The sequence below is a fragment of the Pseudoalteromonas rubra genome, assembly GCF_004212645.1.
GTDB classification, from domain to species: Bacteria; Pseudomonadota; Gammaproteobacteria; order Enterobacterales; family Alteromonadaceae; genus Pseudoalteromonas; species Pseudoalteromonas rubra_G.
In genome coordinates, this window is sequence record NZ_PPUZ01000044.1 from 37,198 (window position 1) to 60,022 (window position 22,825).

Here is a 22,825-nt window from a genome sequence, read left to right on the forward strand (position 1 = left end):
TAGAATTCTGCATGTGTTTTTCATGCTTTTTTGTGGGTTAGAACAGCCAGTGTTGGTCATTCTTTGACTCATACTATTTTGTGAGGCTGCGTTGTATCAATATCGGTAAATTAATCATTTCTGTTTTAACTGTATGAATTTTAATTGTTTATTAGATTCCAAATTATTTCTCATTTCCCTGGCTGACCTGGCGCTCTAGAGTGAAGGTGTGAGTCCATAAAATGAAACGTGCAAACACTGCGCAGCCAGATGCTGGGCAATGGACTCAGGCTGTAACGACTAAGCGAGTATGAATGCGGCCCTCTGGATGCCATTATCCCAGAATGGATAACGGCTGTTTTGAGGGAAGCGGTGAAGATAACCCGGGTTGAATTGTACTGTGGCTGCCCGAGCGCACAGATCAGGAGCTGGCAACCTCCATTTAGACAGTGTGCTCAAATCATCAGGCAGGCAAGGCGTACAAGTTGAAGGACATAGTAAAAATGATAAATAACTCTAAGGAGAACCAGGTGAAATTTTCGAAATCACTGACCTGCTGTGCAATTGCACTGGCATTATCTGGTGTCAGCGTGGCGCAGGCTGCCGACACAGAAGCAAAAGCTGCTTCAACGTCTGAGCTGGCACAGCTGATCCAGGTAGACAACACCGGTAATACGCTGACGGTAACGCAGCGCTCTAACAATGGCGTAGGCAATGTGCTCACCAGCTCACAACAAGGTGAATCCAATGTCAGCGAACTGTCGATTGAAGGCGATAGCAATACGACCACCGTATTTCAGGCGGGCACGGGCAATCTGACCAAAGTGACGGCAGCAGGCGATGGCAATACACAGGAATACAGCCAAGATGGTGAGGCCAATGGGGCATTAACTGAGCTCAATGGTAACGACAACAGCTTAAACATTACCCAGCGCGGTGTGGGTTACATTGGTATCAATAACGAAGTCACCAACACCATTAATGGTGATGGCAACCGTATCCATGTTGAGCAAAGCAGCGGCGGTCATTGGTTCTATAACACCGATATGCAGGGTAATAACAACCAGGTAACGGCGACTCAACAAGGGACCTGGGGTGAAGTGAACATTGACCATGTGCAGGGCGACCAGAACAGCATAGAGGTCGATCAAAACGGCACTTACAATGAGCTGAACCTGGCCATTTTACAGGGTAATGATAATGACCTGAATGTGTCTCAGGAAGGCAACTACAACAAATTCACCATTGATGTGCTAGCCGGTAACGATAATGAGTTACAGGTAGAGCAAAGCGAAGGCAATGGTAACCAGGTTGAGCTGGCCGAGTTGCAAGGTGAGAGCAACCGGGTAGACCTGGAGCAGGAAGGCAATGATAACCGCATGACTTCCACACTGTTCAGCGGCGACAGTAACTATGTCACGGTGGCGCAGCTGGGCGATAACAACCAGACAACGTTCGACGTGGTTGGTAATGACAATGACTTCGATGCACAGCAACGCGGTAACGACAACCAGGCTTATCTGGGCGCTGCAGGCAACGACAATGAATACAGCACCTTGCAACTGGGTGACAACAACCAGCTGCACATTGCGAAATTTAACAGCAATGGCAGTGAAGTGGGTGTGATCCAAAATGGTGATAACAACGAGGTGGTGTTGCAGTCATCGCACCCTGATAACGCGCTGACCAGCAACAACAATATGCTGAATGTGGCGCAAACCGGTGACAGCAACGGGGTGTCGGTCACACTGGCGTCTGTGGTTGAAAGCGGGCTGAATCAGCTGGATTTGGTACAAAATGGTGAACTCAATGCCATTGACCTGATGCTGGAAGGCAACAGTAACGACATCGCCATTGAGCAAACCGGTGGTGCAAACTTTGTGGCCGGTGTTGACTCAGGTGCATTCGTTGTCAGTGGCAACGATAACAACATCCAAATCAATCAGGACGGCTTTGGCAACCTGGTTGAAGGGGGCGTAAATGGTAGTGGCCAGACCATCAACATTACTCAGGTCGGTGACTACAATGTCGCGACTGTGACTCAGCAGTAACCATCATGGCCACAAAACCAGGCGGTTTTGTGGCCAAGTTTGCCTTTATGAAGATATCGATTTTTGTTTTGACTATGCTGTGTCTTGGCTTGATACCGCACAGTCACGGAGCCGACGAAGAAGTTGAGCTGGGTGGACTGGTTATCGACCAGAGCATTAGCCGCTTCGGTTACCAGTTCTATTTTGACTTTTCACAGCTGTGGCGCGATGTACCGGCGACCTCAGGGGTGAATATCACCATTAAAGAAACCGTCCTGCCTCGTGCAGGTACTCGGTTACAGGTATTTATGAACAACCAGCTGGTGTATGCCACGGCAATGGGGCGTCGCGGTGGACCCCTTAAGGCACGCGTTGAGGCGGCATTATTTGCCATTATGGATGCCATGGCCAGCGCACAGCATCAGCAACACTCTCCAGATTTAGCAACAAGCGGGTGGTAACAATGAAAACAACAATAATATGCTGCTTTGGAATGCTATGCAGCCTGTCGCTGCATGCCACGGAATTAGTCTACAAACCCATTAATCCGTCGTTTGGCGGCAATCCCCTCAATGCCAATATGCTATTAAATAAGGCCCAGGCACAAAATAAACATCGCGCACCAGTAATTGAAAAATCCTATGGCGATCGCTTTCAGGAATCCTTGGAGCGGACTTACCTGAACCGCATGGTGCGGGAAATTACGTCTACGGCGTTTGGCGATGAAGTTGAGGACAGCATTTTTGATAAAGACTCGACCTTTATGAGCGGCGATTACGAAATTCAGGTGATCACCAGCACACCCGATTCCATTACGGTGCAGATCACCAACACACTGACGGGCGATATTACGACGCTGGAAGTACCGAGGTTTGGTTAATGAAGTATTTGAGTATTATCTGTTTCATGTTGTTACTGAGTGCCTGTAGCAGTATCCCCGTTTTGCCACCTCCCATGGCGAAGGCCGAGCCGCTGGCTGCCACTGAGGTGTTTAGTGAGTTGAAAGCGCTGCCCGCACCGCGTGGTCCAATTCCAGTGTCAGTCTATTCGTTTCGTGACCAGACCGGACAATATAAACCCCAGGAAAATGTCAGCTCGTTTTCAACGGCGGTGACCCAGGGGGCCAATTCTATTTTGATGCAGGCGCTGCATGAAACCGACTGGTTTATTCCCATCGAGCGCGAGGGGCTGCAAAACCTGTTGACCGAACGCAAGATCACCCGCGCTGCAATGCAGGACAAGGAGGCATCAAACAGCCTGCCGCCATTGACTCACGCCAAGCTGATCTTCGAAGGTGGCATCATCAGCTATGATGCCAACATTAAAACAGGCGGTATGGGGATGGAGTACTTCGGCATTGGTGCATCCGAGCTGTATCGTGAAGACACCATCAGTATCTACCTGCGGGCGGTTGATGTGCGCACCGGGCAAGTTTTGTTATCGGTTGCTACCAGTAAAAAAGTGCTGTCTAAAGAAATGCGGGCTGGTTTTTTCCGCTACGTCAGCTACAAACGTTTGGCCGAAGCGGAAGCCGGGTATAGTGAAAATGAGCCCATGCATATTTGTGTGACTCAGGCGATTGAAAAGGCCCTGACGTTACTGGTTCATCAGGGCCTCGAAAAAGGGGTGTGGGCAGCAAAGTCTGCTCCACAGCAGGCAGGTTAATTAGCCAGTCCGCCAAAGGGGATATGCTGTTGTGCCCAGTTGGCCAGCTCAATCCGGTTACGCGAGTTGGTCTTTTTAAAGGCGCTGTAGATGTGGGTTTTGACGGTATGGCTACTGATATTGAGCGAGTCAGCAATATCGTCGTTTTTGGCGCCATCGGCCAGCAACCGGATCACAGACTTTTCGCGCTTGGTGAGCGAGGCCAGTGTAATGTCACGTTGCTCGTCCGACAGGCCCGGCAAAGTTTGTGGCAGGCGCTGCATCAGGGCACTGAATGCCAGTGAAATGGCGCCTCTGCCAAACCAGAGTTCGCCACCAAGTACGCGCTGAATGCCTTTAAACTGGCTTTCCGGCGAAGCGCCTTGATAGAGCACGCCTTTGACATTGGCGAGCAGGGCGGTTTGTTCGTTCAGCGTATCCGGGCAGGCATTGAATAACAAGACACTGTGATGTTGTGCCAACGCCCTGAGCTGTGCGCTGAGTAAGTCTCGGCATTCACGATGACTCACATCGACCAGAAACAGCTGGTACTGCGCCCTGTGCTCAGTGGCGGGCAGGCGGGTATCGACCTTGATATTGTTACCGCAAGCCTCAAGCATTTTGACAAACATGAGGAAATCCTGACTCAGCGTATTAGTCTTTTGGTCTGTCAGGACAAACAGAGCACTACGCGTTTGGTTGTCTGAATACATCATTTTCTCGACTGTCCTTTTGTTGTTCCGTTAACCTAAATATACATATTTTTTACAAGATGTTTAGTACTTATTTCCAATTTTTGGAACTGACCGGATCAGTATGTCTTATTGGAACATTCCATTTTAACCTTCGATGTGGTGATAGTTTGCTGTAATGCGCGGCAGGACTGTGTTTTGCCCGCCCCAGAGAAGAAAGTAAGTTGCTGCTCGCTGAGCCTGTTAATTTTTACATTTATGTTTCAGTTAAAGTGGAAACAGGGTTGTCAGTAAGGAAAAGCGATGAGTTGAGGCTGGGTGAAGGATACCCGCAGAGGCTTAAATACAGAATAAGTGAGGTTAACGGCTGGCCTGACAGGGGATGGTTATCAGGCCGTAAGATTAAGCTGAGTGACGGGTGGCCTCTGCCAGTAAAAAGGGCAGTGACTGAGCTTTGGCCTCATACATAGTTTTATCCGCACAATTTAACAGCGCAGTTGGCCCATCGCCATGATCCGGAAACAGCACGGCGCCGATGCTGAGATCCAGTGTCACTTCGTGCATATTGCCTTGCTGATCCTGTAAGCAGTAGCTGTCTGCCAGCAAGGTGTGCTTGTAGCGGGTAAAGAGCTCCAGCTGAGCCGGGTTATCTATATTTGGGGCAATCACCACGAACTCATCGCCGCCGTAGCGCGCCACAAAATCTGAGCTGCGCTTGTACATCTTGAGTTTGGTAGCAAGCAGCTTGAGTAGTTGGTCGCCCGCCTGATGGCCCAGCTCATCGTTAATGGTTTTAAAGTTATCAAGGTCGATAAACAGCATGGCAAACTGCTTGCCATAACGCCGGGCATCCTGCACCTGAGTGTGTAAGTGCTTGTCCAGTGCACCGCGGTTACTGAGCATAGTGAGCCGGTCCAGGCTGACCAGGTTTTCGAGGTTGCGCTGCATATCAAAGCGCTCCTTAGAAAAAGCGATGGTTCTCCTCAGCAAATGGGCGCTGAGTTCGTGTTTGGGTAAATAATCCTGTGCGCCCAGTTGAATGGCTTTCTCGCCAAACATTTCGTCAGACATCCCCGTCAGCACTATGATGGGGATATGTGCGGCAAAGTCTTTGACCCGCAGTAAGGTTTCGAGTCCCCGGCTTTGTGGCAGGTTAAGGTCCATTAAAATGACCTCGGGATTAAGCTGAGCAATGGCATCACGCAGCGATTCTATGGTTTCAAAGGCGTTAATGGCGTACTTATGCTTTCCGCCTTGCTGACTCAGCAGTTCTTTCACCAAGTAAACGTCATCCTGATTGTCTTCGAGTAAATAGATTAGCCTGGTATTCATAGCTTATCCTTTGCGTTGTTGGTTGTACTGAAACCAGTACTTAATGAGGGTCTGGACCAGCTCGGTCAGCTCCGTCAAGCGGTTCGGTTTGGTTAAGTAAGACTTAGCGCCCAAGTGATACGCTTTGGCGATATCTTTGGGGCTGTCCGACGTGGTGTAGCAGATCACCAGTAAAGAGTTCACCAAACCCTTTTGTTGTAGCTCTTCCAGTGCCTCCAGCCCGCCTTTGTGTGGCATGTTTAAGTCCAGCAGGTAAACGGGCATCTGGCTGTCGCTGTTCTGCACGTGAGAGATAAACTCAACGCCATTGTTTAACACAGTGACTTTAGGTGCCTGATGCAAGTTCACGCAGGCTTGCTGAAAGAAATAAATGTCATCCGGGTCGTCTTCTACCAATACAATTTCCATCATCACTCCCGTTGCTTAAGCGTGATCACAAAGCGCGCACCAGCCTGCTCGCTGTCGGTGCAGGCAATCTGTCCGCCATGCAGATCAACTATCTTTTTACATAAGGATAGACCAATCCCACTGCCTTTGTGGCTGTCACCGTGCAAACGTCTGAAAGGCTCAAAAATCTGTTGCCGGAATTGCTCAGGTACGCCAATGCCGTTGTCCTGATAAAAGAGTGTCAGGCTTGTGCCCTCTCGTTTAGCGCTGATCTGTACGCTGGGTACATCTGCGCCACAGAATTTAATGCTGTTGGCTATGAGGTTTTGCCAGATCTGGATAAACAAAGAGGCATCCACTTCCAGCTCGCAATCCGGGGTTTCACAGGTTATCTGGGCATGGCTTTCCTCTATTTTAAAACTCAGCTGATCGCAGGCTTCGGTGATCAGGCTGTTGAGGGAGACCCGGGTCAGTTTAAGCTGGTGCGCATTGAGCCTGGACAGTTTCAGCAGATCTTGGATCATGGTGCGCATGCGCTCTGTTGCATCCAGCAGCCTGTCCATTTCAAAGCAGGCTTTATCATCTTCTTTCAACGCGGGTGCTAGCCGTTGCGACAGGCTGTCGGAGAAGGCGGAAATCTTGCGCAGCGGCTCTTGTAAGTCATGGGATGCAATAAAGGCAAAATGCTCCAGGCTGGCATTGGACTCCTGCAATTCACGTAGCAAATTAGTCTGCTCGGTGATATCCACAAAGGTGCCCAGCATCAGCTCAGGTGCGCCGGTTTCATCTCGGGTGACTATGGTATCCAGCGAGTAACACCAGACCCAGTGTCCCTGTTTGTGCTTAAAGCGATATTTTAGGGGGATCAGTGCATCGTCCTGGCTGCTGGCAACCTCCTGAGTATGGGCTTCCAACAAAGCGCGCTCTTCTGGGTGGAACAGGTTCATCATGTTGAGACTTTCCAGTTCCTGAAGGGTGTAACCGAGCAGTTGTGTGTATCTGTGGTTGATTTTCACATTGGTTTGCTGTTTCAAGTCGAACAGATATAAACCACACACGGCGGAGTCGATAATACGCTGCAAAAACTGCTGGCTGTCGCGCAGTTCGGTTTCGGCATATTTACGTGCTGTGATGTCGATGGCAGTACCAACCAGCTTGTTCACTTTGCCCTGACTGTCGAGCAAAGGGTAAAGGGTGGTCTGATACCACAGCTCCTGGCCATGCGTTGGCAGCATTTCGATATATTCCAGTGGCTTTTTAAGCTCACAGCAGGTCCGGTAATTGTCCTGAATATGGTTGATTATCTGGTCATCAAATATTTTACCCCGTAGCTCGGACAGGCGTTTGAACTGAATATCCTCGAGCTTAACGGATGCTCGCTGGCAGGCGGTGGGGTTAAATTCCAGAAAGGTAAAATCGCCGTCTTCTTCTACCTGTAACAGCCAGATGGCCTGACTGGCGCCGTTGTAAATCGCATTTAAGATATTGGTTTTTTCACTGATCTGGCGCTCCAGTATTTTGCTGGAGTCGATATTACGTAGCGCACCAGACATCAGCAGTGGTTTGCCCTGCTCATCAAACTGGCTATTCCCCACCGCCATAAACCAGCTGTATTCGCCGCGCTCGTTACGACCCTGATATTCTACCTGATACTGTTCTTTGCTTTGAAAGTGTTGTTCAATGGCCTGCTCCACACGCTGGCGGTGATCCGGGTGAATATGTTCATACCAGTCGTCATAGCTTGGGTGCTCAATGCTGGCTTTGCCTATCATCGCCATCAGGCGCGGTGAGTAACTGACTTCGCCGGTCACCACATTCCACTCCCAAATACCATCGGCGGTGGCATTGATGGCCCGGCGCATTTTCTTGTCTGATTCTTTGAGCGCTCGCTCGGTGCTTTTCAAAGTGCTCAGGTTATTAAACAAGGCCAGCACCACACTTTGCCCTTCAAACTGGGCCTTAACCAGTTTCATTTCCATTGGAATTGGCGCTCTGTTTTGCACTTTGACCTGACATAAAGTCGCCAGCTCTGCCGTGTCGGCATCGCCCAGCTTATGAGTCAGTGTTTCCATGGTGGTAAAGGGGTCACTGAATTCAATCAGCTCGCTGAGAGGCTGGCCATTGGGTTGTGTGTCACACAGACCTAAGGTTTTGAGAAAGTGCGGGTTACATTGGGTAATTCTAAAACTTTCGTCGAGGACCACAATACTGGCAGGCAGGGTGTTGAGAATAAAATGAGTTAACTCATGCTCAGCCAGTTTTGAATCCAGCTGGTGTTTTTCCTGAGTGACCTTATCGAGCTTGCGCGACACCCCCTGAAACTGATTTGGCGTGGGAATGGCAATGGCGCTGGGGATCAGGCGGAACATGTACACCGCGGTGGTAATAGAGACCAGCGCAGTGGCCATTTTGGCTAAGGCATGCATGCCATAGGCACCTTGCCAGACGGTGTAAATGCCAATCAGGTGGGTTAATCCGCACAGCAGAATAAAACTTGAAAATAGTATGAACAGCCAGTGACCACCGACGTCTGGTCTTTTTTTGGCAAAAATCATAATGGCAATGGGAATAGAAAAATAGGCGGTGGCAATGAGTAAATCCGAGATAACATTGCCCCACAGCAAATGGGGTTGCCATAAATAACAGTGCCCGTGTGGCATATAGGCATCATGAAAAAATGACTCAAAACTGTTGGCTTTCATGGTAGTTATCCTTACTCGGGGTGCTCGGCTGGCTCCGCGGGAAAGCTGGGGTTGGGCAAAGTTGCAATCACAGGTTTGGCAAACAGATAGCCCTGCATTAAATAAACGCCTAAATCACACAGGCAGTAGTAATCCGCCAGGGTTTCAACGCCTTCGACTACCAAGTCTATGTCCAGTCGGCGTGCCATCAGACAAATACCGTCGACAATGGCCTGTTTGACCGGGTCTTGTGCAATGCCGTTTATCAGTGAAATATCGAGCTTAATGATATCGGGCTGGAAGCGATGCAGCACTTCTATACCGGCGTAACCTGCGCCAAAATCGTCCAGCGCAACCTTAAAGCCGTTTTTATTGTAGGTGTTGGCAATGTCGATGAGTTTTTCATGGTCGGTGAGGTGTTCCTGCTCAGAGACCTCAAATATAATTCGCTCTTTTGCGAGATTGAATTTATCGGCGGCTTCGAGCGTTTTACGTAAGCAGGTTTGGGGGTCGTAAATGGCGTTGGGTAAAAAGTTAATCGACAGCTTAGCGATATCGCTAAGTCCTGCCATCATTTCAATGGCGGTGGTGCGACACAGCTGGTCGAAATAATATTTGCTGTCTTCTGTGACCTGAGCGAGTACCTGTCCGGCCGACTGACCCTGCGTGCCTCTGACCAAAGCTTCGTAGGCATAGACTTGTCGGGTGCGCAGGTCCACGATTGGTTGCATGGCCATAGTGATGTCCATTTTGTAATCGGTGTGGCAACGACAAGTTTTGCAGCCAGGCATAGAGACTCCCTGTTTAAAAGTTAGACGCCTTAACAAGTCTGGCACAGCCCATGGGTTTTGCAATCGAACTGTGCGCAGGTTTACAAGGGAATGATACGTTGGGGAGTCGAGTTGAAGTTTACTTTGCTGTGCAGATATCCGAATAATAACAAAAGGAAAAAGCGCCCGTGGGCGCTTTTAGCAGAGATTAGCTCTGGCCTGTGAGTTTGAGAAACTTCTCAGCCAGCGTATCCAGGCTCTCGCGGTGTGCGGGGTCTGGTTTAATACAGTCAATCGGGCAGACACTGACGCAGGTTGGCTGGTCGTAGTGGCCGACACATTCTGTGCATTTATCCGGGTCTATCTCATAGATTTTCTCACCCATATAGATTGCCTGGTTGGGGCATTCCGGGTCGCACATATCGCAGTTAATACATTTACTGTTGATCAGTAACGCCATGGTTTACGCTCCGCTTTGGCCAGTTCAGGCTTTTTTAAACGGATTGCGGGTGTCTTCCTGTGCACCCAGATTACGCATCAAAATGGCATGGCTCAGGTCAATGTCTTCGGGCAGTGGGATCTTCACAATATGGCCCGAACCCTTGGCATCGCTGATCTGCTCGCCTTTTTTGTTTTCCATGTGCTCAAGGTTAAAGCTGATATTGCCCTGTGGGGTCATCAGTTCCAGGCTGTGGCCGGTACAGAACTTGTTTTTAACGTCAATTTCCACCAGGCCATTGTCGTGGCGACCCAAAATTTCCCCAACAAACTGTTGTTGATCAGACACAGAATGACCGTAGTCATAATTTTGGTACTCCTGATGGGCATGACGCTTGAGGAAGCCCTCGGTGTAGCCCCGGTGCGCCAGGTTTTCCAGTGTTCGCATCAATGACGGATCGAACGGTTTGCCCGCGACGGCATCGTCAATGGCGCGGCGATAAACCTGCGCAGTTCTGGCGACATAGTAAAAAGACTTAGTCCGGCCTTCAATTTTCAGGCTGTGCACGCCCATCTTGGTCAGCTGATCAACGTATTGCACGGCACGCAAGTCTTTGGAGTTCATAATATAAGTGCCATGCTCATCTTCAAAGGCCGGCATATACTCTCCCGGGCGACCTTGCTCTTCAAGCATAAACACCTGATCGGTCGGCTGTCCGTCACCTAACGTCGGGATCACCTGTTGCGGGTCAATTTTGTGCACCACATCGCCTGTGGCGTTTTCTTCTCCCGGCTTAACGTCGTAGCTCCAGCGACAGGCATTGGTGCAGGTGCCCTGGTTCGGGTCGCGCTTATTGATATAGCCAGAGAGCAGACAGCGCCCTGAGTAGGCCATACACAGCGCACCATGCACAAATACTTCCAGCTCAGTATCCGGGCACAAAGTGCGGATCTCGGCAATTTCTTCCAGTGACAGCTCCCGCGACAGGATCACCCGCTCTATACCTTGCTTTGCCCAAAACTGCACCGCTGCATAGTTGACGGCGTTGGCCTGAACGGACAGGTGAATGGGCATATCGGGCCACTTTTCGCGTACCAGCATGATTAGGCCCGGATCGGACATGATCAGCGCGTCCGGTTGCATGGCAATAACTGGCTCAATATCGCGCAGGTAAGTTTTGACCTTGCCGTTGTGCGGCGCGATGTTAGAGACCACATAGAGCTTTTTGTTTTGCTGGTGGGCTTCGTTAATGCCAATTTCCAGATTAGCCAGGTCGAATTCATTGTTGCGCACGCGCAGGCTGTAGCGCGGCTGGCCGGCGTACACGGCATCGGCACCGTACGCAAAAGCGTAACGCATATTCTTTAAACTACCGGCGGGTGAAAGGAGCTCAGGTACAAACATCTCAAAAACCTCATACATTGAACTGATTACGGGTCAGCTGTTGGGGTAAATCAATCGTCTGCGCGCCCTGCATTGCAGTGAACCGGACGATTGGGTTAAATCAAAAAGCGGCGCAGTATAGGGCAAGCCGCCGAGGTGTTTTTTGACTTGGATCAGGTTTTGCGGGGTCCCTGACAAATTGCCCAACCTGCGGCCACATAAGGCCTGGTTTCACACAAATTCATCGCGGGACAGAAATAGTAGGTTTTTACATCTAAAACGCGTATAATTCGCGCCCGTATAAATTCATTAATTTCATTTTGGAGCAAAAAAGATGGCTTTAGAGCGTACTTTTTCAATCGTTAAGCCTGATGCGGTCGCTAAAAACCACATCGGTGCAATCTACAACCGTTTCGAGTCTGCTGGTCTGAAGATCGTTGCAGCTAAAATGATCCACCTTTCTCAAGAGAAAGCGGAAGGTTTCTACGCAGAGCACAAAGAGCGTCCTTTCTTCGGTGCTTTGGTTGAGTTCATGACTTCTGGTCCAGTAATGGTTCAGGTTCTTGAAGGCGAAGATGCAATCCGTAAAAACCGTGAAATCATGGGTGCAACTAACCCAGCTGAAGCGCTAGCGGGTACGCTACGTGCTGACTACGCTGACAGCATCGACGAGAACGCGGTACACGGTTCAGACGCTCCAGAGTCTGCTGCACGTGAAATCGCTTACTTCTTCACTGAAGAAGAGCTGTGCGCACGTACTCGTTAATTCGAGCACGGTGACATCAAAGAAGGGCCTTAGCGCCCTTTTTTCGTCCCTGATGCACTTTGCTAAGCCTGAATGCGACAGACAACAGGCTTAGCAAAGTATTCAGATTTGAAAGCGCTGATTAAATTTTGTACAATTTGGCGTTTTATTAAATTTGCACTGGCCGTCATCTGATCTGGGGTTGTTTCATGACTACGACTGAGAAAAAAATTAACTTACTTGATTTAAATCGCGAGGGGATGCGCGAGTTGTTTGCATCATACGGTGAGAAGCCGTTTCGCGCCGATCAGGTCATGAAATGGATTTACCACTTCGGCATCGATAACTTCGATGATATGAGCAACATCAATAAAAAGCTGCGTGCTAAGTTGCAGGCTGAGTGTGAGATCCGTGCACCGGAAATTTCGGTACGTCAGCAGGCCAGCGATGGCACTATCAAGTACGCGCTTGTGCTGGATGGCGGACAGGAAGTCGAGACCGTGTGGATCCCGGAAAAAGACCGCGCTACCTTGTGTGTATCTTCTCAGGTGGGTTGTGCGCTGGAATGTACCTTCTGCTCAACGGCCCAGCAGGGCTTTAACCGTAACCTGAAAGTCAGTGAGATCATTGGTCAGGTGTGGCGGGTAGCCAAAGACATTGGCTTGCATGATGGTGACAGCACTAAGCGTCCTATCACCAATGTGGTGATGATGGGCATGGGTGAGCCGCTGCTCAACATCAATAACGTCGTGCCTGCCATGGAACTGATGATGGACGACTGGGGATTTGGTCTGTCTAAGCGTCGTGTGACCCTGAGCACTTCAGGTGTGGTACCGGCATTGGATATTCTGAAAGAAAAAATAGACGTAGCACTGGCGATTTCCTTACATGCGCCAAACAATCCGCTGCGTGATGAGCTGGTGCCTATCAATAAAAAGTACCCCATTGAAGAGTTCCTGGCGGCCTGTCGTCGTTATATCGATGGCTCAAAGGCCAATAAAGACGTCACCATTGAATATGTGATGTTGCAGGGCGTGAACGACAGCACCGATCATGCCCATGAACTGGTTCAGGTATTGAAAGGCACGCCGTCTAAAATCAACCTGATCCCATTCAACCCGTTCCCGGGCAATGAGTATGGGCGTTCGAGCAACAGTCGTATTGACCGTTTCTCTAAAGTACTTCAGGCAGCCGGGTTAACCTGTATCGTGCGCCGTACCCGTGGCGATGATATCGATGCCGCTTGTGGTCAGCTGGTGGGAGACGTGGTCGACAGAACCAAGCGTCTGGCGAAGAAAAAGCAGCTGGAAGACAACGCGATAGCGGTGAAGGTTGGCTAAAAAAAGGGTGAAACTCGAACGCATTCGGGTAATATATGGGCATAGATCAACCGCGCTCTGGTGAGCTATGCCTGCGGCCTTACGCCGACTGTCACCTGTCAGTGCGCGCTTTTAACTAAAGTGTTTAGTTTAGCTATGTTTTCATTGGTAAAAAGTTTCTCCTTTGAGGTCTCAAAGCGCACTGTGATCGGGCGTGCCGGATTACTCTTCACGCTGGGTGTGCTGCTCAGTGGCTGCGTGACCGAAACTCGCTATGCCAACAGCGACAAGCCCGTCGTGCAAAGCAAGGCAAGTCGCGAAGACGCTGCTAAAACCCGCATCTCGCTGGCCCTGCAATACCTGGCCAACGGCAACAACACCCAGGCTAAGTATAACCTTGAGCGTGCGCTGACACTGGCACCGCAACTCCCCGAAGCCCATTATTCTCTGGCTTATTACTATGAGCAGGTAGGCGAGAATGCCCGTGCCGAGCAGGCCTATCAAAAGGCTCTGGCACTGGCGCCGAAAGACCCAAACACACTCAATAACTACGGCACCTTCTTATGTCGCATCGGCAAATATGATGAAGCGACGGAGCAGCTGTTTAAAGCCATTGAGATCCCAAGCTATATTCGCGTTGCACAAAGCTATGAAAATCTAGCCCTGTGTGCATTGCGTCAGGATAACTTCGAGCTGGCGCTGGAGTATCTGGGCAGTGCCGAAAAACACAATGGTCAGCGTCAGTCGACTCTGCTACTTATGGCTGGTCTGCACTATGCAAAGAGTGAACTGCACCGCTCCGAAGAAATTCTTAAGGTCTATGGTGAGCGTGGGTTTGTGTCGGCACGTGGCTTATTGCTGTCTCATTTACTGGAGCTGCGCAAAGGTCATCTACAGAAGGCCGAAGAAACGGCTGCTTTGCTGTTGCAAACTTACCCGGACTCTCCCCAGGCAGCCCTGGTGATCCAGCAACGCCTGAAGGACAGCGAGTTTGAGCGTCTCAAAGAGCAATACCGTCAGGCCCAGTTGACTAAAATCACGCACAAGTCACCCACGCACCTGGTGGCTGAACCTAAGATCAAAGTGCGCCGGAAAGTAGAACCGGCCGCTAATCGTGCTCAGGTGTCTACATCGGAGCCCGCAGAGGCATTGACGTCACAGTCAGCCCCCGCGCCTGTACAAACTCGCTCATTGCGGACACAGCAATTCACCGGCCATTCACCCAAAGTGGATACAGTAGCTGCCCCGGCAACAGCGCCGGACAAGGTTACTGAGACTATTAAGCCGGTTGCCCCGCGCACCCAAGGCCAGGTGGTCTTCTATGAGCCCGACCCATCTGATATTGCGTTTTCTGCGCCCTCCTCACGCCCCCGCGGTGAGGAACCCAGGACAGATAGCTGGCTTGCGCAGCTACCTGAACAGCGTGCCCCTGAGCGCGCGCCTGGTGGCTTGTTGAATCGCGATATTGTGTTACCTAGCGTCCCTCAGCACACCATTCGGCTGGGGGAGAACCTGTTTAACGTCTCAGTGAAGTATAACCTTAAGTTAGACAAGCTGATGGCATGGAATAATTTGCGTGAGTCGGACCAGTTGTCGGTTGGTCAGGTGGTGTATTTAAATAATCCTAAGATAGTACACACTATAGGCGAAGGTCAGTCGCTGTTCGACATTGCGATGGAATATGAACTCCAGATTGACGACCTGATGCGGTGGAACAAATTGACCCCGGATATCGTCTTACAACCAGGACGGCATCTCTTAATCGTGGATCCAGATAACTATATTTTATGAACGAAACAGAAATAGACACAGAAAACAGCAGCGACTTACTGTCGCTCGGACAAACACTGGCCAAGGCCAGACATGATAAGGGTGTCAGCTATGAGGAGATCTCCGCTCGGCTGAAGCTCAGTGAAACCCAGATCAACAAACTGGAGCAGGACGACTACCACAAGCTCGGGCCTGAGACCTTTGTGCGTGGTTACATAAAGAGCTACTGTGGTTTGTTGGGTCTGGATGCACAACAAACTCTTAAACTTTACCAGTCTCCGGTTGTGCCAGAGCAAAAAGGCAAAATGAAAAGCTTTTCGCGCCGCACGGAAAAAGAAGCTCACGATAATCGCCTGATGTGGGTCAGTTACGCGGTGTTAATTCTGGTAATAGGCAGTTCAGCGATTTGGTTCTGGCAAAACAGCAGTAGTCAAAGTGAGATCACCCCAGGTGATGCCCGGGATATCCCACAGGCCAACGTGGCAACAGACAATACTCCGCAAATAGTACCGGGTTCATTGAATGCCGAGCGAATGGCTTCGATACCAGACACGTCAGTTACTGAAACATCGGTTGCAGACAATGCGCCACAAAATACGCCAGAGACAGCTGAATCAAGTGTGGAAGTGCAGCCTGCATCTGCAGTGCAGACGCCGGAAGGTCAACCCGAGGCACTGCCAGAGCCTGCGCAAAGTTCGACTGTACAGCGTGATAATGACAGTGCAGCGCAGGCAACGCCGACGACAGAGACTGTATCGGGTGATGCACAATCTGAGTTTGCCCAGAGCACTATTGTGATGGTGTTTAAAGAAGACAGCTGGGTTGAGATCTTTGATGCCAGTCAGGAGCGAGTGGCGTTTGGCGTTAAAAAAGCGGGATACACCATGACCGTCAGTGGACAGGCCCCATTTTCCGTCGTGCTGGGCAAACACCTGGCCGTGAGCATCACACTGGATGGCGAAGCCGTGGACATTTCAAGCCTGCCGCGCAATCGTTTAGCCAAATTTAATTTACCGTTAGCAGAGTAATCGTCATGTTTTCAGAATCACCGATCAAACGTAGAAAATCCACGCGCATTAATGTGGGGAATGTGCCCATCGGGGACGGAGCACCGATCGCCGTGCAGTCGATGACCAACACCAATACCCTGGACGTAGACGCCACGGTAGCCCAGATCAGGGCGATTGCCGATGCCGGCGCGGACATAGTGCGGGTCTCTGTTCCGACTATGGAAGCCGCAGAAGCGTTTAAGAGCATCAAAGAACAGTCCGAGATACCTTTGGTCGCCGACATTCATTTTGATTATCGTATCGCCCTGAAAGTGGCTGAATATGGCGTAGATTGCTTGCGCATCAACCCAGGTAACATAGGCAATGAAGAGCGTATTCGTGCAGTCGTCGATGCTGCACGTGATAAGAACATTCCGATCCGCATCGGAGTCAATGGTGGCTCGCTGGAGCGTGATCTGCAGGAAAAATATGGCGAGCCAACACCCGAAGCTTTGCTTGAGTCAGCGATGCGCCACGTTGAGATACTGCAACGACTCGACTTCGACCAGTTTAAGGTCTCGGTGAAAGCGTCGGACGTTTTCTTAGCGGTCGGCGCCTATCGTCTGCTGGCCAAAGAGATTGATCAGCCACTGCATTTAGGGATCACCGAAGCCGGTGGTATGCGTGCCGGTTCAGTGAAGTCGGCAGTGGGCCTGGGCATGCTGTTGGCCGAGGGAATAGGTGATACGCTGCGGGTATCTTTAGCGGCCGATCCGGTTCAGGAAGTCAAAGTTGGTTTTGATATTTTAAAGTCGCTGCGCATTCGCTCGCGCGGTATTAACTTTATCGCCTGCCCAAGTTGTTCCCGCCAGGAGTTTGACGTGGTTAATACCATGAATCAGCTTGAAGAGCGCCTTGAAGACATCACAGCGCCTATTTCCGTGTCCGTCATTGGTTGCGTGGTCAATGGTCCGGGTGAAGCCCTGGTGAGCGATTTGGGTCTGGCCGGTGCAAACCGTCGTTCGGGCTTATACATCAATGGCGAGCGCCAGAAATTGCGTATTGATAACGACCATATCGTCGAGCAGCTCGAAGAGCAGGTGCGCAGTTATGTTGAAAAACAACAAAACGAACCCAAAATCGACGTCAAGATAGTCGAGTAAGTAACGCAGGCCCGGTAAACTAAGCGTTTACGTTTTAGCCGAGCTGGGTATAATAGCGGGTTTATCAGGAATGGCTAAGCCATCGGGCATAGCCACCCATTTCGTGTAAAAAATTAGATTACTAGGAATTTCAGTGGCAAAACAAATTCAGGCAATTCGAGGTATGAACGATTGTCTGCCGGGTGATACGCAAGTCTGGCAGAAGGTAGAATCTATCTTACGTGACACAGTGGCATCTTTTGGCTATCAGGAGATCCGCTTTCCCATCGTGGAGTCCACCGAGTTATTCAAGCGCTCGATTGGTGAAGTCACCGACATCGTTGAAAAAGAAATGTATACCTTCGAAGATCGCAACGGCGATCTCCTGACCTTGCGTCCTGAAGGCACCGCAGTTTGTGTACGGGCTGGTAACCAGAATGGCTTACTGTATAACCAGGAGCAGCGCTTGTGGTATATGGGTCCGATGTTCCGTCACGAGCGTCCGCAAAAGGGCCGTTACCGCCAGTTCCACCAGTTTGGTGTGGAAACGTTTGGCGTAGCCAGCGCCGATATGGATGCGGAAGTGATCCTGATGACTGCCCGTTTGTGGCAGCAGTTTGGGATCAGCGAATTTGTTCGCCTGGAGCTGAATTCCCTGGGTTCAAACGAAGCGCGCGCCACCTATCGTGATGCTTTGATTGCCTTTTTGGAACAACACGAAGCGCACCTGGACGAAGATTCAAAGCGCCGTATGCATAGCAATCCATTACGTGTGCTGGACAGCAAAAATCCAGACGTGCAGGCCATTTTGGTCAACGCGCCAAAACTGTCTGAATATCTGGACGAAGAGTCGCGCGAACATTTTGCAAATTTATGTGAACGTTTGGACGCTGCGGGCGTCGAATACCAGGTTAATGAAAAACTGGTACGCGGCCTGGATTATTACAATCGCACCGTATTCGAATGGGTGACGGACAGCTTAGGCGCTCAGGGTACTGTGTGTGCCGGCGGCCGTTATGATGGCTTGGTAGAGCAGGTTGGTGGTAAAGCGACGCCGGCTGTGGGCTTTGCTATGGGCATGGAGCGTCTCGTACTGATGTTACAAGAGCTTGAGCGTATTGGCACATTACGCCGTAATGCAGATGTGTTCGTTGCAGCGATGGGTGAACAGGCTGGCATTCAGGCGCCGGTGATTGCACAACAACTACGCAGTGAAATCCCTGGCTTGCGCGTACTGGTCAATGCCGGTGGTGGCAACTTCAAAAAACAACTGAAACGTGCGGATAAGAGCGATGCGCAAGTTGCCCTGATTTTTGGCGAAGATGAATTGGCCGAAGGTAAGGTGACTGTTAAGTATCTCCGCGAACATAAAGAACAAGTTACCCTGACACTGGCAGAGGCAAAAAGCTTGCTGTCGGCGTTAGTGGATTAAGCGCAGCGGCGCAGTAAAGTCAGGCCAGATATCTGAAAAGACTGGCTTTACGCTATTAATTAAGAGGTCAGAATGGAAATTTATTCAACAGAAGAACAACAAGCCGAAGCAATAAAACGATTTTTCCGCGAAAATGGAACATCTTTGATCATCGGCGCGGTGCTGGGCCTGGGTGGCCTGTATGGTTGGAAAGCGTATAACCAGCATCAAATCGACACCGCAGAAGCAGGTTCTGAAGCCTACAACCAGTTGGTTGAGAGTGGTGACGTTCTGACCAAAAGCGATGACTTTTTAGCAAACAATGGCGAATCTAGCTACGCCGTTCTGGCAGCCTTTGTGGCGGCAAAAGAAGCGGTTGAGCAAGGCAAGCTGGATGTGGCACAAGAAAAGCTCACCTTTGCGGCAAATACTGTGAAAACCCCTGAACTAAAAGCCACAGCCTATCTGCGCCTGGCTCGTGTACAGGCTGCGCGCGAAGATTACGCTGCTGCACTGGCTACTTTGGGCAACCCAATGCCAGAGAGCTTCGTTGCTCAGGTTGCTGAAGTTAAAGGTGATATTCTGCTGGCGCAAGGCAAAAAAGACGCTGCACGTGACGAATACCAAAAAGCAGTGACCGCCGGTGGTAGCGACAATAATCCACTGCTACAAATTAAACTGGACGACCTGGCTGGCACAACAGCACTGTAAGGAGTAGCCATGAAGAAGTTGACTATGGCCTCTTTGGCGCTGTGTATGGCGTCATTGCTGGGGTGCTCTTCAAGTGATGATGAAGAAGAGCTGGTACTACCTGAAATCGTAAACCAGTTTGAAACAGACGTGATCTGGCAGGAATCTGTGGGCGATGGTGTTGAGCATTATTTTTCTCGCCTGACGCCAACCTTTTACCAGAGTACGGTCTATGTGGCTGAGCGCAATGGCCTGGTTGCTGCGCTGGATGTCAGCAGTGGTGACACGCTGTGGGAAGTCGATACACGCGAGAACCCGGCGTTCTGGCCCTGGGAAGACGATGACACAGCAAAGCTATCGGGCGGCATTTTGCAGGCCTATGGCAAACTGTATATCGGCTCTGAGCACGGTGAAGTGATTGCACTGGACCGTGACACCGGGGAAATCGTCTGGCGTAAGTCTGTGCCAGGAGAGGCGCTTTCAACACCGGCTGCCGGAGACGGCTTAGTGTATGTCAACCTGGGTTCAGGCAAACTACTGGCACTGCACCCGGATACCGGTGAAGAACGCTGGCAGTTTGAGCAGGAAGTACCGGCACTGACATTGCGCGGTTTGAGCTCACCCACCTCGGCCAATGGTGGTGTGCTGGTTGGCGAAGAAAGTGGCAAGTTGTCGGTTTTGATTGCCGAGAATGGCTTTATGGCCTGGAGCACGGATATTGCCCTTGCGAAAGGCGCGTCCGAGTTCGAGCGTCTGGTTGATGTCGATACCAAACCGGTTGTGGTTGGCAGTACCGTGTATACCATTGCCTATAATGGTAAACTGGCAGCCCTGGACGTGCGCAATGGTAATGTATTGTGGGACCGGGAATATAGCAGTTACCGCGACCTCAGTGTCGAGCTGAATACCATTTATTTGGTAGACAGTGAAGGCGTGCTCTATGCTCTAGATAGAGAGTCAGGCATTGAACGCTGGAGCCAGCCTGCGTTGCGTGGTTGGTATCTGACCACACCTGCGGTGGCTGGCAACTATCTGGTTGTGGGTGATCAGGAAGGCAACCTGCACTGGCTGGATAAGCAAACCGGACAGCTGGTTTCGCGCGAAGAGTTTGATAGCTCAGGCTTTTTCGTTGAGCCTATCGTGGTTGACGACACGCTGATCCTATACACCCGTGATGGTGAAGTCAGTGCGGTAAAAATTCCGTAACCGCCATACGCTGAATGAATTGAAGTAAGGCTTCGCGGTGCGAAGCCTTTTGTTGTTTTTAAAAGAGGTAGTCTATGCTTCCTGTGATCGCTCTCGTCGGGCGACCCAATGTGGGTAAATCCACTTTATTTAACCGTCTGACCCGCACGCGTGATGCGTTGGTGGCGGACTTTCCGGGCCTTACACGTGACCGTAAATATGGCCAGGCGAATTACGATGGCTATGAGTTTATCGTGGTCGATACCGGCGGTATTGATGGCAGTGAAGAAGGCATCGAAACGGAAATGGCCGAGCAATCATTGCTGGCCATCGAAGAAGCCGACGTCGTCTTGTTTTTGGTTGATGCCCGCGCAGGCATGACGGCGGCCGATCAGGCCATTGCCCAGCATTTGCGTAAGCAACAAAAGAAAAGCTTTGTCGTTGCCAACAAAACCGATGGCATTGACGCGGACTCTAACTGTGCCGAGTTTTATCAGTTAGCATTGGGCGAGGTTTATCATATCGCAGCAGCCCATGGCCGCGGTGTCACCCAGCTGCTTGAAGCCACACTGGGCCCGGTGATCGCCGAGCTGGCTGGGGAAGAAGACGACATTGAGCAGGACGATGAACTGCTGACCGAACTTTACCTGGAAGGGGAAGAAGCCCCGGAAGACGGGAAAACCGGGTTTGAAGATAAGCCCATTAAGCTGGCCATCATAGGTCGCCCTAACGTGGGTAAGTCAACACTGACTAACCGCATCCTCGGTGAAGAGCGGGTAATCGTATACGATATGCCGGGAACAACGCGTGACTCTATCTATATCCCGATGACCCGCAATGAGCGTGACTATGTGTTGATCGATACCGCAGGTGTGCGTAAGCGTAAGAAAGTCAGCGATGTGGTCGAAAAATTCTCCGTTATTAAAACCCTTCAGGCCATTGAAGATGCCAACGTGATCCTGCTAGTGATCGATGCCCGTGACGGTATCTCAGATCAGGATCTCAGCCTGCTTGGCTTTGCACTGAATGCGGGTCGCTCTTTAGTGATCGCCGTAAATAAGTGGGATGGCCTGGATGACTACGTCAAAGAGCGCATCAAGTCTGAACTGGATCGCCGCCTGGGCTTTATCGATTTTGCACGCCTGCACTTTATTTCGGCACTGCACGGCACGGGCGTGGGCCACTTGTTTGAGTCGGTTGAAGAAGCCTATGAGTCGGCAACCAAGCGGGTAAGCACCGCTATGCTCAGACGGATCATGGACATGGCACAGGCCGATCACCAGCCACCGCTGGTACGTGGTCGCCGGGTTAAACTCAAATATGCGCATGCCGGCGGATACAACCCTCCGCGTATCGTGATCCATGGTAACCAGGTACATGACTTGCCTGACAGCTACAAGCGCTACCTGATGAATTATTATCGCAAAGCGCTCAACATCATGGGGACGCCGATTAAGATCGAATTCCGTGAAGGGGATAACCCATACGCCGGTCGTACCAATAAAATGACCCTGTCGCAGAAGCGAAAGTTACGGGCATTTACCAAAGAGCAAAAAAATAAGTCTTAATGACTTGATTAAGGGGCGCCGGTGGCGCCCTTTTTATTGCCCAGCTAATTTTCATCCTGAGCCTAAACCGGTTTACGCTGAACGAAAAATATGCTTTATTTATATTTATTTAGCCTGAAAATTAGCCATGCAGTTTCTGAAAACCGTGATCTATGTCGACAGTGTCGAAGAGGTACTGGACTTTTATTATCAGGCCTTCGGGCTCAGTGCCTGTGGGCTTAGCGAGGACGGAGACTATGGGGAGCTGGACACCGGACAGGTGTTACTCGCTTTTGCCACGCATCCAGTGGCGCAGGCGCAGTTTAAGCAAAGTTATATCCGCAGTCAGCCTAAGCAGCCAGCGCTGGGGTTTGAACTGACATTAGGGTGCGAGAACGTGGCAAAGAGTTACGACAAGGCGGTGGCAGCCGGTGCTGAGCCTTTATCGCCTCCTGCACAAAAAGGCGAGCACACACAGGCATATGTGCGCTCAATAGAAGGCACCTTAGTGGCGCTGATAAGCGTGGAATAAATACTTATACCAATTTCACTTAATACCTGTTCAATTTGACGGAGCAAATATGACGCTAACTGTGTTAAAAATTTCTCATTTAGAACAACTAAATAGCAAAATTTTTGCCTTGTTATCGAGCCTATTTTCTCGCCTCAAAATAGAACACTTAATTAAGC

Annotated in this window: 21 protein-coding genes; 14 read left to right on the forward strand and 7 right to left on the reverse strand. The window is 50.5% G+C overall.

Annotated features, from left to right (window positions below; translation table 11 throughout):
- The first annotated feature begins 509 nt into the window (after positions 1-509).
- From C3B51_RS16340 to C3B51_RS16355, 4 genes are read left to right on the forward strand one after another with little or no spacing between them, the layout of a single operon-like run.
- Positions 510-2,030, forward strand: a complete 1,521-nt coding sequence (locus tag C3B51_RS16340) for a curlin (protein ID WP_130245763.1) — start codon at positions 510-512, stop codon at positions 2,028-2,030.
- Between the two features lie 5 nt (positions 2,031-2,035).
- Entirely contained in the window at positions 2,036-2,470 is a 435-nt protein-coding gene (locus tag C3B51_RS16345) for a CsgE family curli-type amyloid fiber assembly protein (protein ID WP_125721034.1), read from the forward strand.
- Between the two features lie 2 nt (positions 2,471-2,472).
- Complete coding sequence (locus tag C3B51_RS16350; RefSeq protein WP_130245764.1) at positions 2,473-2,889, forward strand: curli assembly protein CsgF; 417 nt, start codon at positions 2,473-2,475, stop codon at positions 2,887-2,889.
- Positions 2,889-3,674, forward strand: coding sequence for a CsgG/HfaB family protein (locus C3B51_RS16355; protein ID WP_125721032.1), 786 nt, complete (start codon positions 2,889-2,891; stop codon positions 3,672-3,674). The genes C3B51_RS16350 and C3B51_RS16355 overlap by 1 nt, the downstream gene beginning before the upstream one ends.
- Here the strand turns inward: C3B51_RS16355 and C3B51_RS16360 are convergent.
- The 7 genes from C3B51_RS16360 to yegQ all read right to left on the reverse strand — a co-directional run bounded on the left by C3B51_RS16360 (position 3,671) and on the right by yegQ (position 11,358).
- Positions 3,671-4,369 (reverse strand): helix-turn-helix transcriptional regulator, encoded by a 699-nt coding sequence (locus tag C3B51_RS16360; protein WP_125721030.1) that lies wholly within the window; start codon positions 4,367-4,369, stop codon positions 3,671-3,673. The two genes, C3B51_RS16355 and C3B51_RS16360, sit on opposite strands and share 4 nt — an antisense overlap.
- A 378-nt stretch (positions 4,370-4,747) precedes the next feature.
- Entirely contained in the window at positions 4,748-5,677 is a 930-nt protein-coding gene (locus C3B51_RS16365; RefSeq protein ID WP_130245765.1) for a GGDEF domain-containing protein, read from the reverse strand.
- 3 nt (positions 5,678-5,680) lie between these two features.
- On the reverse strand, positions 5,681-6,088 hold the full coding sequence (locus C3B51_RS16370) for a response regulator (RefSeq protein ID WP_125721026.1): 408 nt from the start codon (positions 6,086-6,088) through the stop codon (positions 5,681-5,683).
- The gene (locus C3B51_RS16375; RefSeq protein ID WP_130245766.1) at positions 6,088-8,766 is read right to left on the reverse strand and encodes a PAS domain-containing protein; all 2,679 of its coding nucleotides are present in this window, start codon (positions 8,764-8,766) and stop codon (positions 6,088-6,090) included. The genes C3B51_RS16370 and C3B51_RS16375 overlap by 1 nt, the downstream gene beginning before the upstream one ends.
- 11 nt (positions 8,767-8,777) lie before the next feature.
- Positions 8,778-9,536: an EAL domain-containing protein gene (locus tag C3B51_RS16380; protein WP_125721022.1), complete on the reverse strand. Its 759-nt coding sequence runs from the start codon at positions 9,534-9,536 to the stop codon at positions 8,778-8,780.
- 187 nt (positions 9,537-9,723) lie between these two features.
- Positions 9,724-9,975 carry a YfhL family 4Fe-4S dicluster ferredoxin gene (locus C3B51_RS16385; protein WP_046005076.1) on the reverse strand — a complete coding sequence of 84 codons (252 nt, stop codon included), beginning with the start codon at positions 9,973-9,975 and terminating at the stop codon, positions 9,724-9,726.
- A 24-nt stretch (positions 9,976-9,999) separates the two neighbouring features.
- Positions 10,000-11,358, reverse strand: a complete 1,359-nt coding sequence (gene yegQ, locus C3B51_RS16390; protein WP_130245767.1) for a tRNA 5-hydroxyuridine modification protein YegQ — start codon at positions 11,356-11,358, stop codon at positions 10,000-10,002.
- A 313-nt stretch (positions 11,359-11,671) separates the two neighbouring features.
- Here yegQ and ndk point away from each other — a divergent pair, with 313 nt between their 5' ends.
- From ndk to C3B51_RS16440, 10 genes are all read left to right on the forward strand, one after another.
- Positions 11,672-12,103, forward strand: coding sequence for a nucleoside-diphosphate kinase (gene ndk / locus C3B51_RS16395; RefSeq protein WP_010383936.1), 432 nt, complete (start codon positions 11,672-11,674; stop codon positions 12,101-12,103).
- A 188-nt stretch (positions 12,104-12,291) separates the two neighbouring features.
- Positions 12,292-13,422, forward strand: coding sequence for a bifunctional tRNA (adenosine(37)-C2)-methyltransferase TrmG/ribosomal RNA large subunit methyltransferase RlmN (locus C3B51_RS16400; RefSeq protein WP_125721018.1), 1,131 nt, complete (start codon positions 12,292-12,294; stop codon positions 13,420-13,422).
- Positions 13,423-13,557: 135 nt separating this feature from the next.
- A complete protein-coding gene (gene pilW / locus C3B51_RS16405) occupies positions 13,558-15,192 on the forward strand; it encodes a type IV pilus biogenesis/stability protein PilW (protein ID WP_130245768.1) in 1,635 nt (544 codons plus the stop codon).
- Positions 15,189-16,199 (forward strand): RodZ domain-containing protein, encoded by a 1,011-nt coding sequence (locus C3B51_RS16410; RefSeq protein ID WP_130245769.1) that lies wholly within the window; start codon positions 15,189-15,191, stop codon positions 16,197-16,199. Before pilW ends, C3B51_RS16410 begins: the two co-directional genes overlap by 4 nt.
- Positions 16,200-16,204: 5 nt before the next feature.
- Positions 16,205-17,323: a flavodoxin-dependent (E)-4-hydroxy-3-methylbut-2-enyl-diphosphate synthase gene (gene ispG / locus C3B51_RS16415; RefSeq protein WP_046005072.1), complete on the forward strand. Its 1,119-nt coding sequence runs from the start codon at positions 16,205-16,207 to the stop codon at positions 17,321-17,323.
- Positions 17,324-17,456: 133 nt separating this feature from the next.
- Positions 17,457-18,734, forward strand: a complete 1,278-nt coding sequence (gene hisS / locus C3B51_RS16420) for a histidine--tRNA ligase (protein WP_125721012.1) — start codon at positions 17,457-17,459, stop codon at positions 18,732-18,734.
- A gap of 72 nt (positions 18,735-18,806) precedes the next feature.
- Positions 18,807-19,424, forward strand: a complete 618-nt coding sequence (locus C3B51_RS16425; RefSeq protein ID WP_130245770.1) for a YfgM family protein — start codon at positions 18,807-18,809, stop codon at positions 19,422-19,424.
- A gap of 9 nt (positions 19,425-19,433) precedes the next feature.
- Entirely contained in the window at positions 19,434-20,609 is a 1,176-nt protein-coding gene (gene bamB / locus C3B51_RS16430) for an outer membrane protein assembly factor BamB (protein WP_125721008.1), read from the forward strand.
- Between the two features lie 74 nt (positions 20,610-20,683).
- A complete protein-coding gene (der, locus tag C3B51_RS16435) occupies positions 20,684-22,156 on the forward strand; it encodes a ribosome biogenesis GTPase Der (RefSeq protein WP_125721006.1) in 1,473 nt (490 codons plus the stop codon).
- A gap of 127 nt (positions 22,157-22,283) precedes the next feature.
- Complete coding sequence (locus tag C3B51_RS16440) at positions 22,284-22,667, forward strand: VOC family protein (protein ID WP_046005067.1); 384 nt, start codon at positions 22,284-22,286, stop codon at positions 22,665-22,667.
- The last annotated feature ends 158 nt before the right edge of the window (positions 22,668-22,825 follow it).

Coding starts and splice junctions, on each gene's coding strand:
- C3B51_RS16345 (WP_125721034.1), top strand. CDS start 2,036: ATGGCCACAAAACCAGGCGGTTTTGTGGCCAAGTTTGCCTTTATGAAG.
- C3B51_RS16350 (WP_130245764.1), top strand. CDS start 2,473: ATGAAAACAACAATAATATGCTGCTTTGGAATGCTATGCAGCCTGTCG.
- C3B51_RS16355 (WP_125721032.1), top strand. CDS start 2,889: ATGAAGTATTTGAGTATTATCTGTTTCATGTTGTTACTGAGTGCCTGT.
- C3B51_RS16360 (WP_125721030.1), bottom strand. CDS start 4,369: ATGATGTATTCAGACAACCAAACGCGTAGTGCTCTGTTTGTCCTGACA.
- C3B51_RS16365 (WP_130245765.1), bottom strand. CDS start 5,677: ATGAATACCAGGCTAATCTATTTACTCGAAGACAATCAGGATGACGTT.
- C3B51_RS16370 (WP_125721026.1), bottom strand. CDS start 6,088: ATGATGGAAATTGTATTGGTAGAAGACGACCCGGATGACATTTATTTC.
- C3B51_RS16375 (WP_130245766.1), bottom strand. CDS start 8,766: ATGAAAGCCAACAGTTTTGAGTCATTTTTTCATGATGCCTATATGCCA.
- C3B51_RS16380 (WP_125721022.1), bottom strand. CDS start 9,536: ATGCCTGGCTGCAAAACTTGTCGTTGCCACACCGATTACAAAATGGAC.
- C3B51_RS16385 (WP_046005076.1), bottom strand. CDS start 9,975: ATGGCGTTACTGATCAACAGTAAATGTATTAACTGCGATATGTGCGAC.
- yegQ (WP_130245767.1), bottom strand. CDS start 11,358: ATGTTTGTACCTGAGCTCCTTTCACCCGCCGGTAGTTTAAAGAATATG.
- ndk (WP_010383936.1), top strand. CDS start 11,672: ATGGCTTTAGAGCGTACTTTTTCAATCGTTAAGCCTGATGCGGTCGCT.
- C3B51_RS16400 (WP_125721018.1), top strand. CDS start 12,292: ATGACTACGACTGAGAAAAAAATTAACTTACTTGATTTAAATCGCGAG.
- pilW (WP_130245768.1), top strand. CDS start 13,558: ATGTTTTCATTGGTAAAAAGTTTCTCCTTTGAGGTCTCAAAGCGCACT.
- C3B51_RS16410 (WP_130245769.1), top strand. CDS start 15,189: ATGAACGAAACAGAAATAGACACAGAAAACAGCAGCGACTTACTGTCG.
- ispG (WP_046005072.1), top strand. CDS start 16,205: ATGTTTTCAGAATCACCGATCAAACGTAGAAAATCCACGCGCATTAAT.
- C3B51_RS16425 (WP_130245770.1), top strand. CDS start 18,807: ATGGAAATTTATTCAACAGAAGAACAACAAGCCGAAGCAATAAAACGA.
- bamB (WP_125721008.1), top strand. CDS start 19,434: ATGAAGAAGTTGACTATGGCCTCTTTGGCGCTGTGTATGGCGTCATTG.
- der (WP_125721006.1), top strand. CDS start 20,684: ATGCTTCCTGTGATCGCTCTCGTCGGGCGACCCAATGTGGGTAAATCC.
- C3B51_RS16440 (WP_046005067.1), top strand. CDS start 22,284: ATGCAGTTTCTGAAAACCGTGATCTATGTCGACAGTGTCGAAGAGGTA.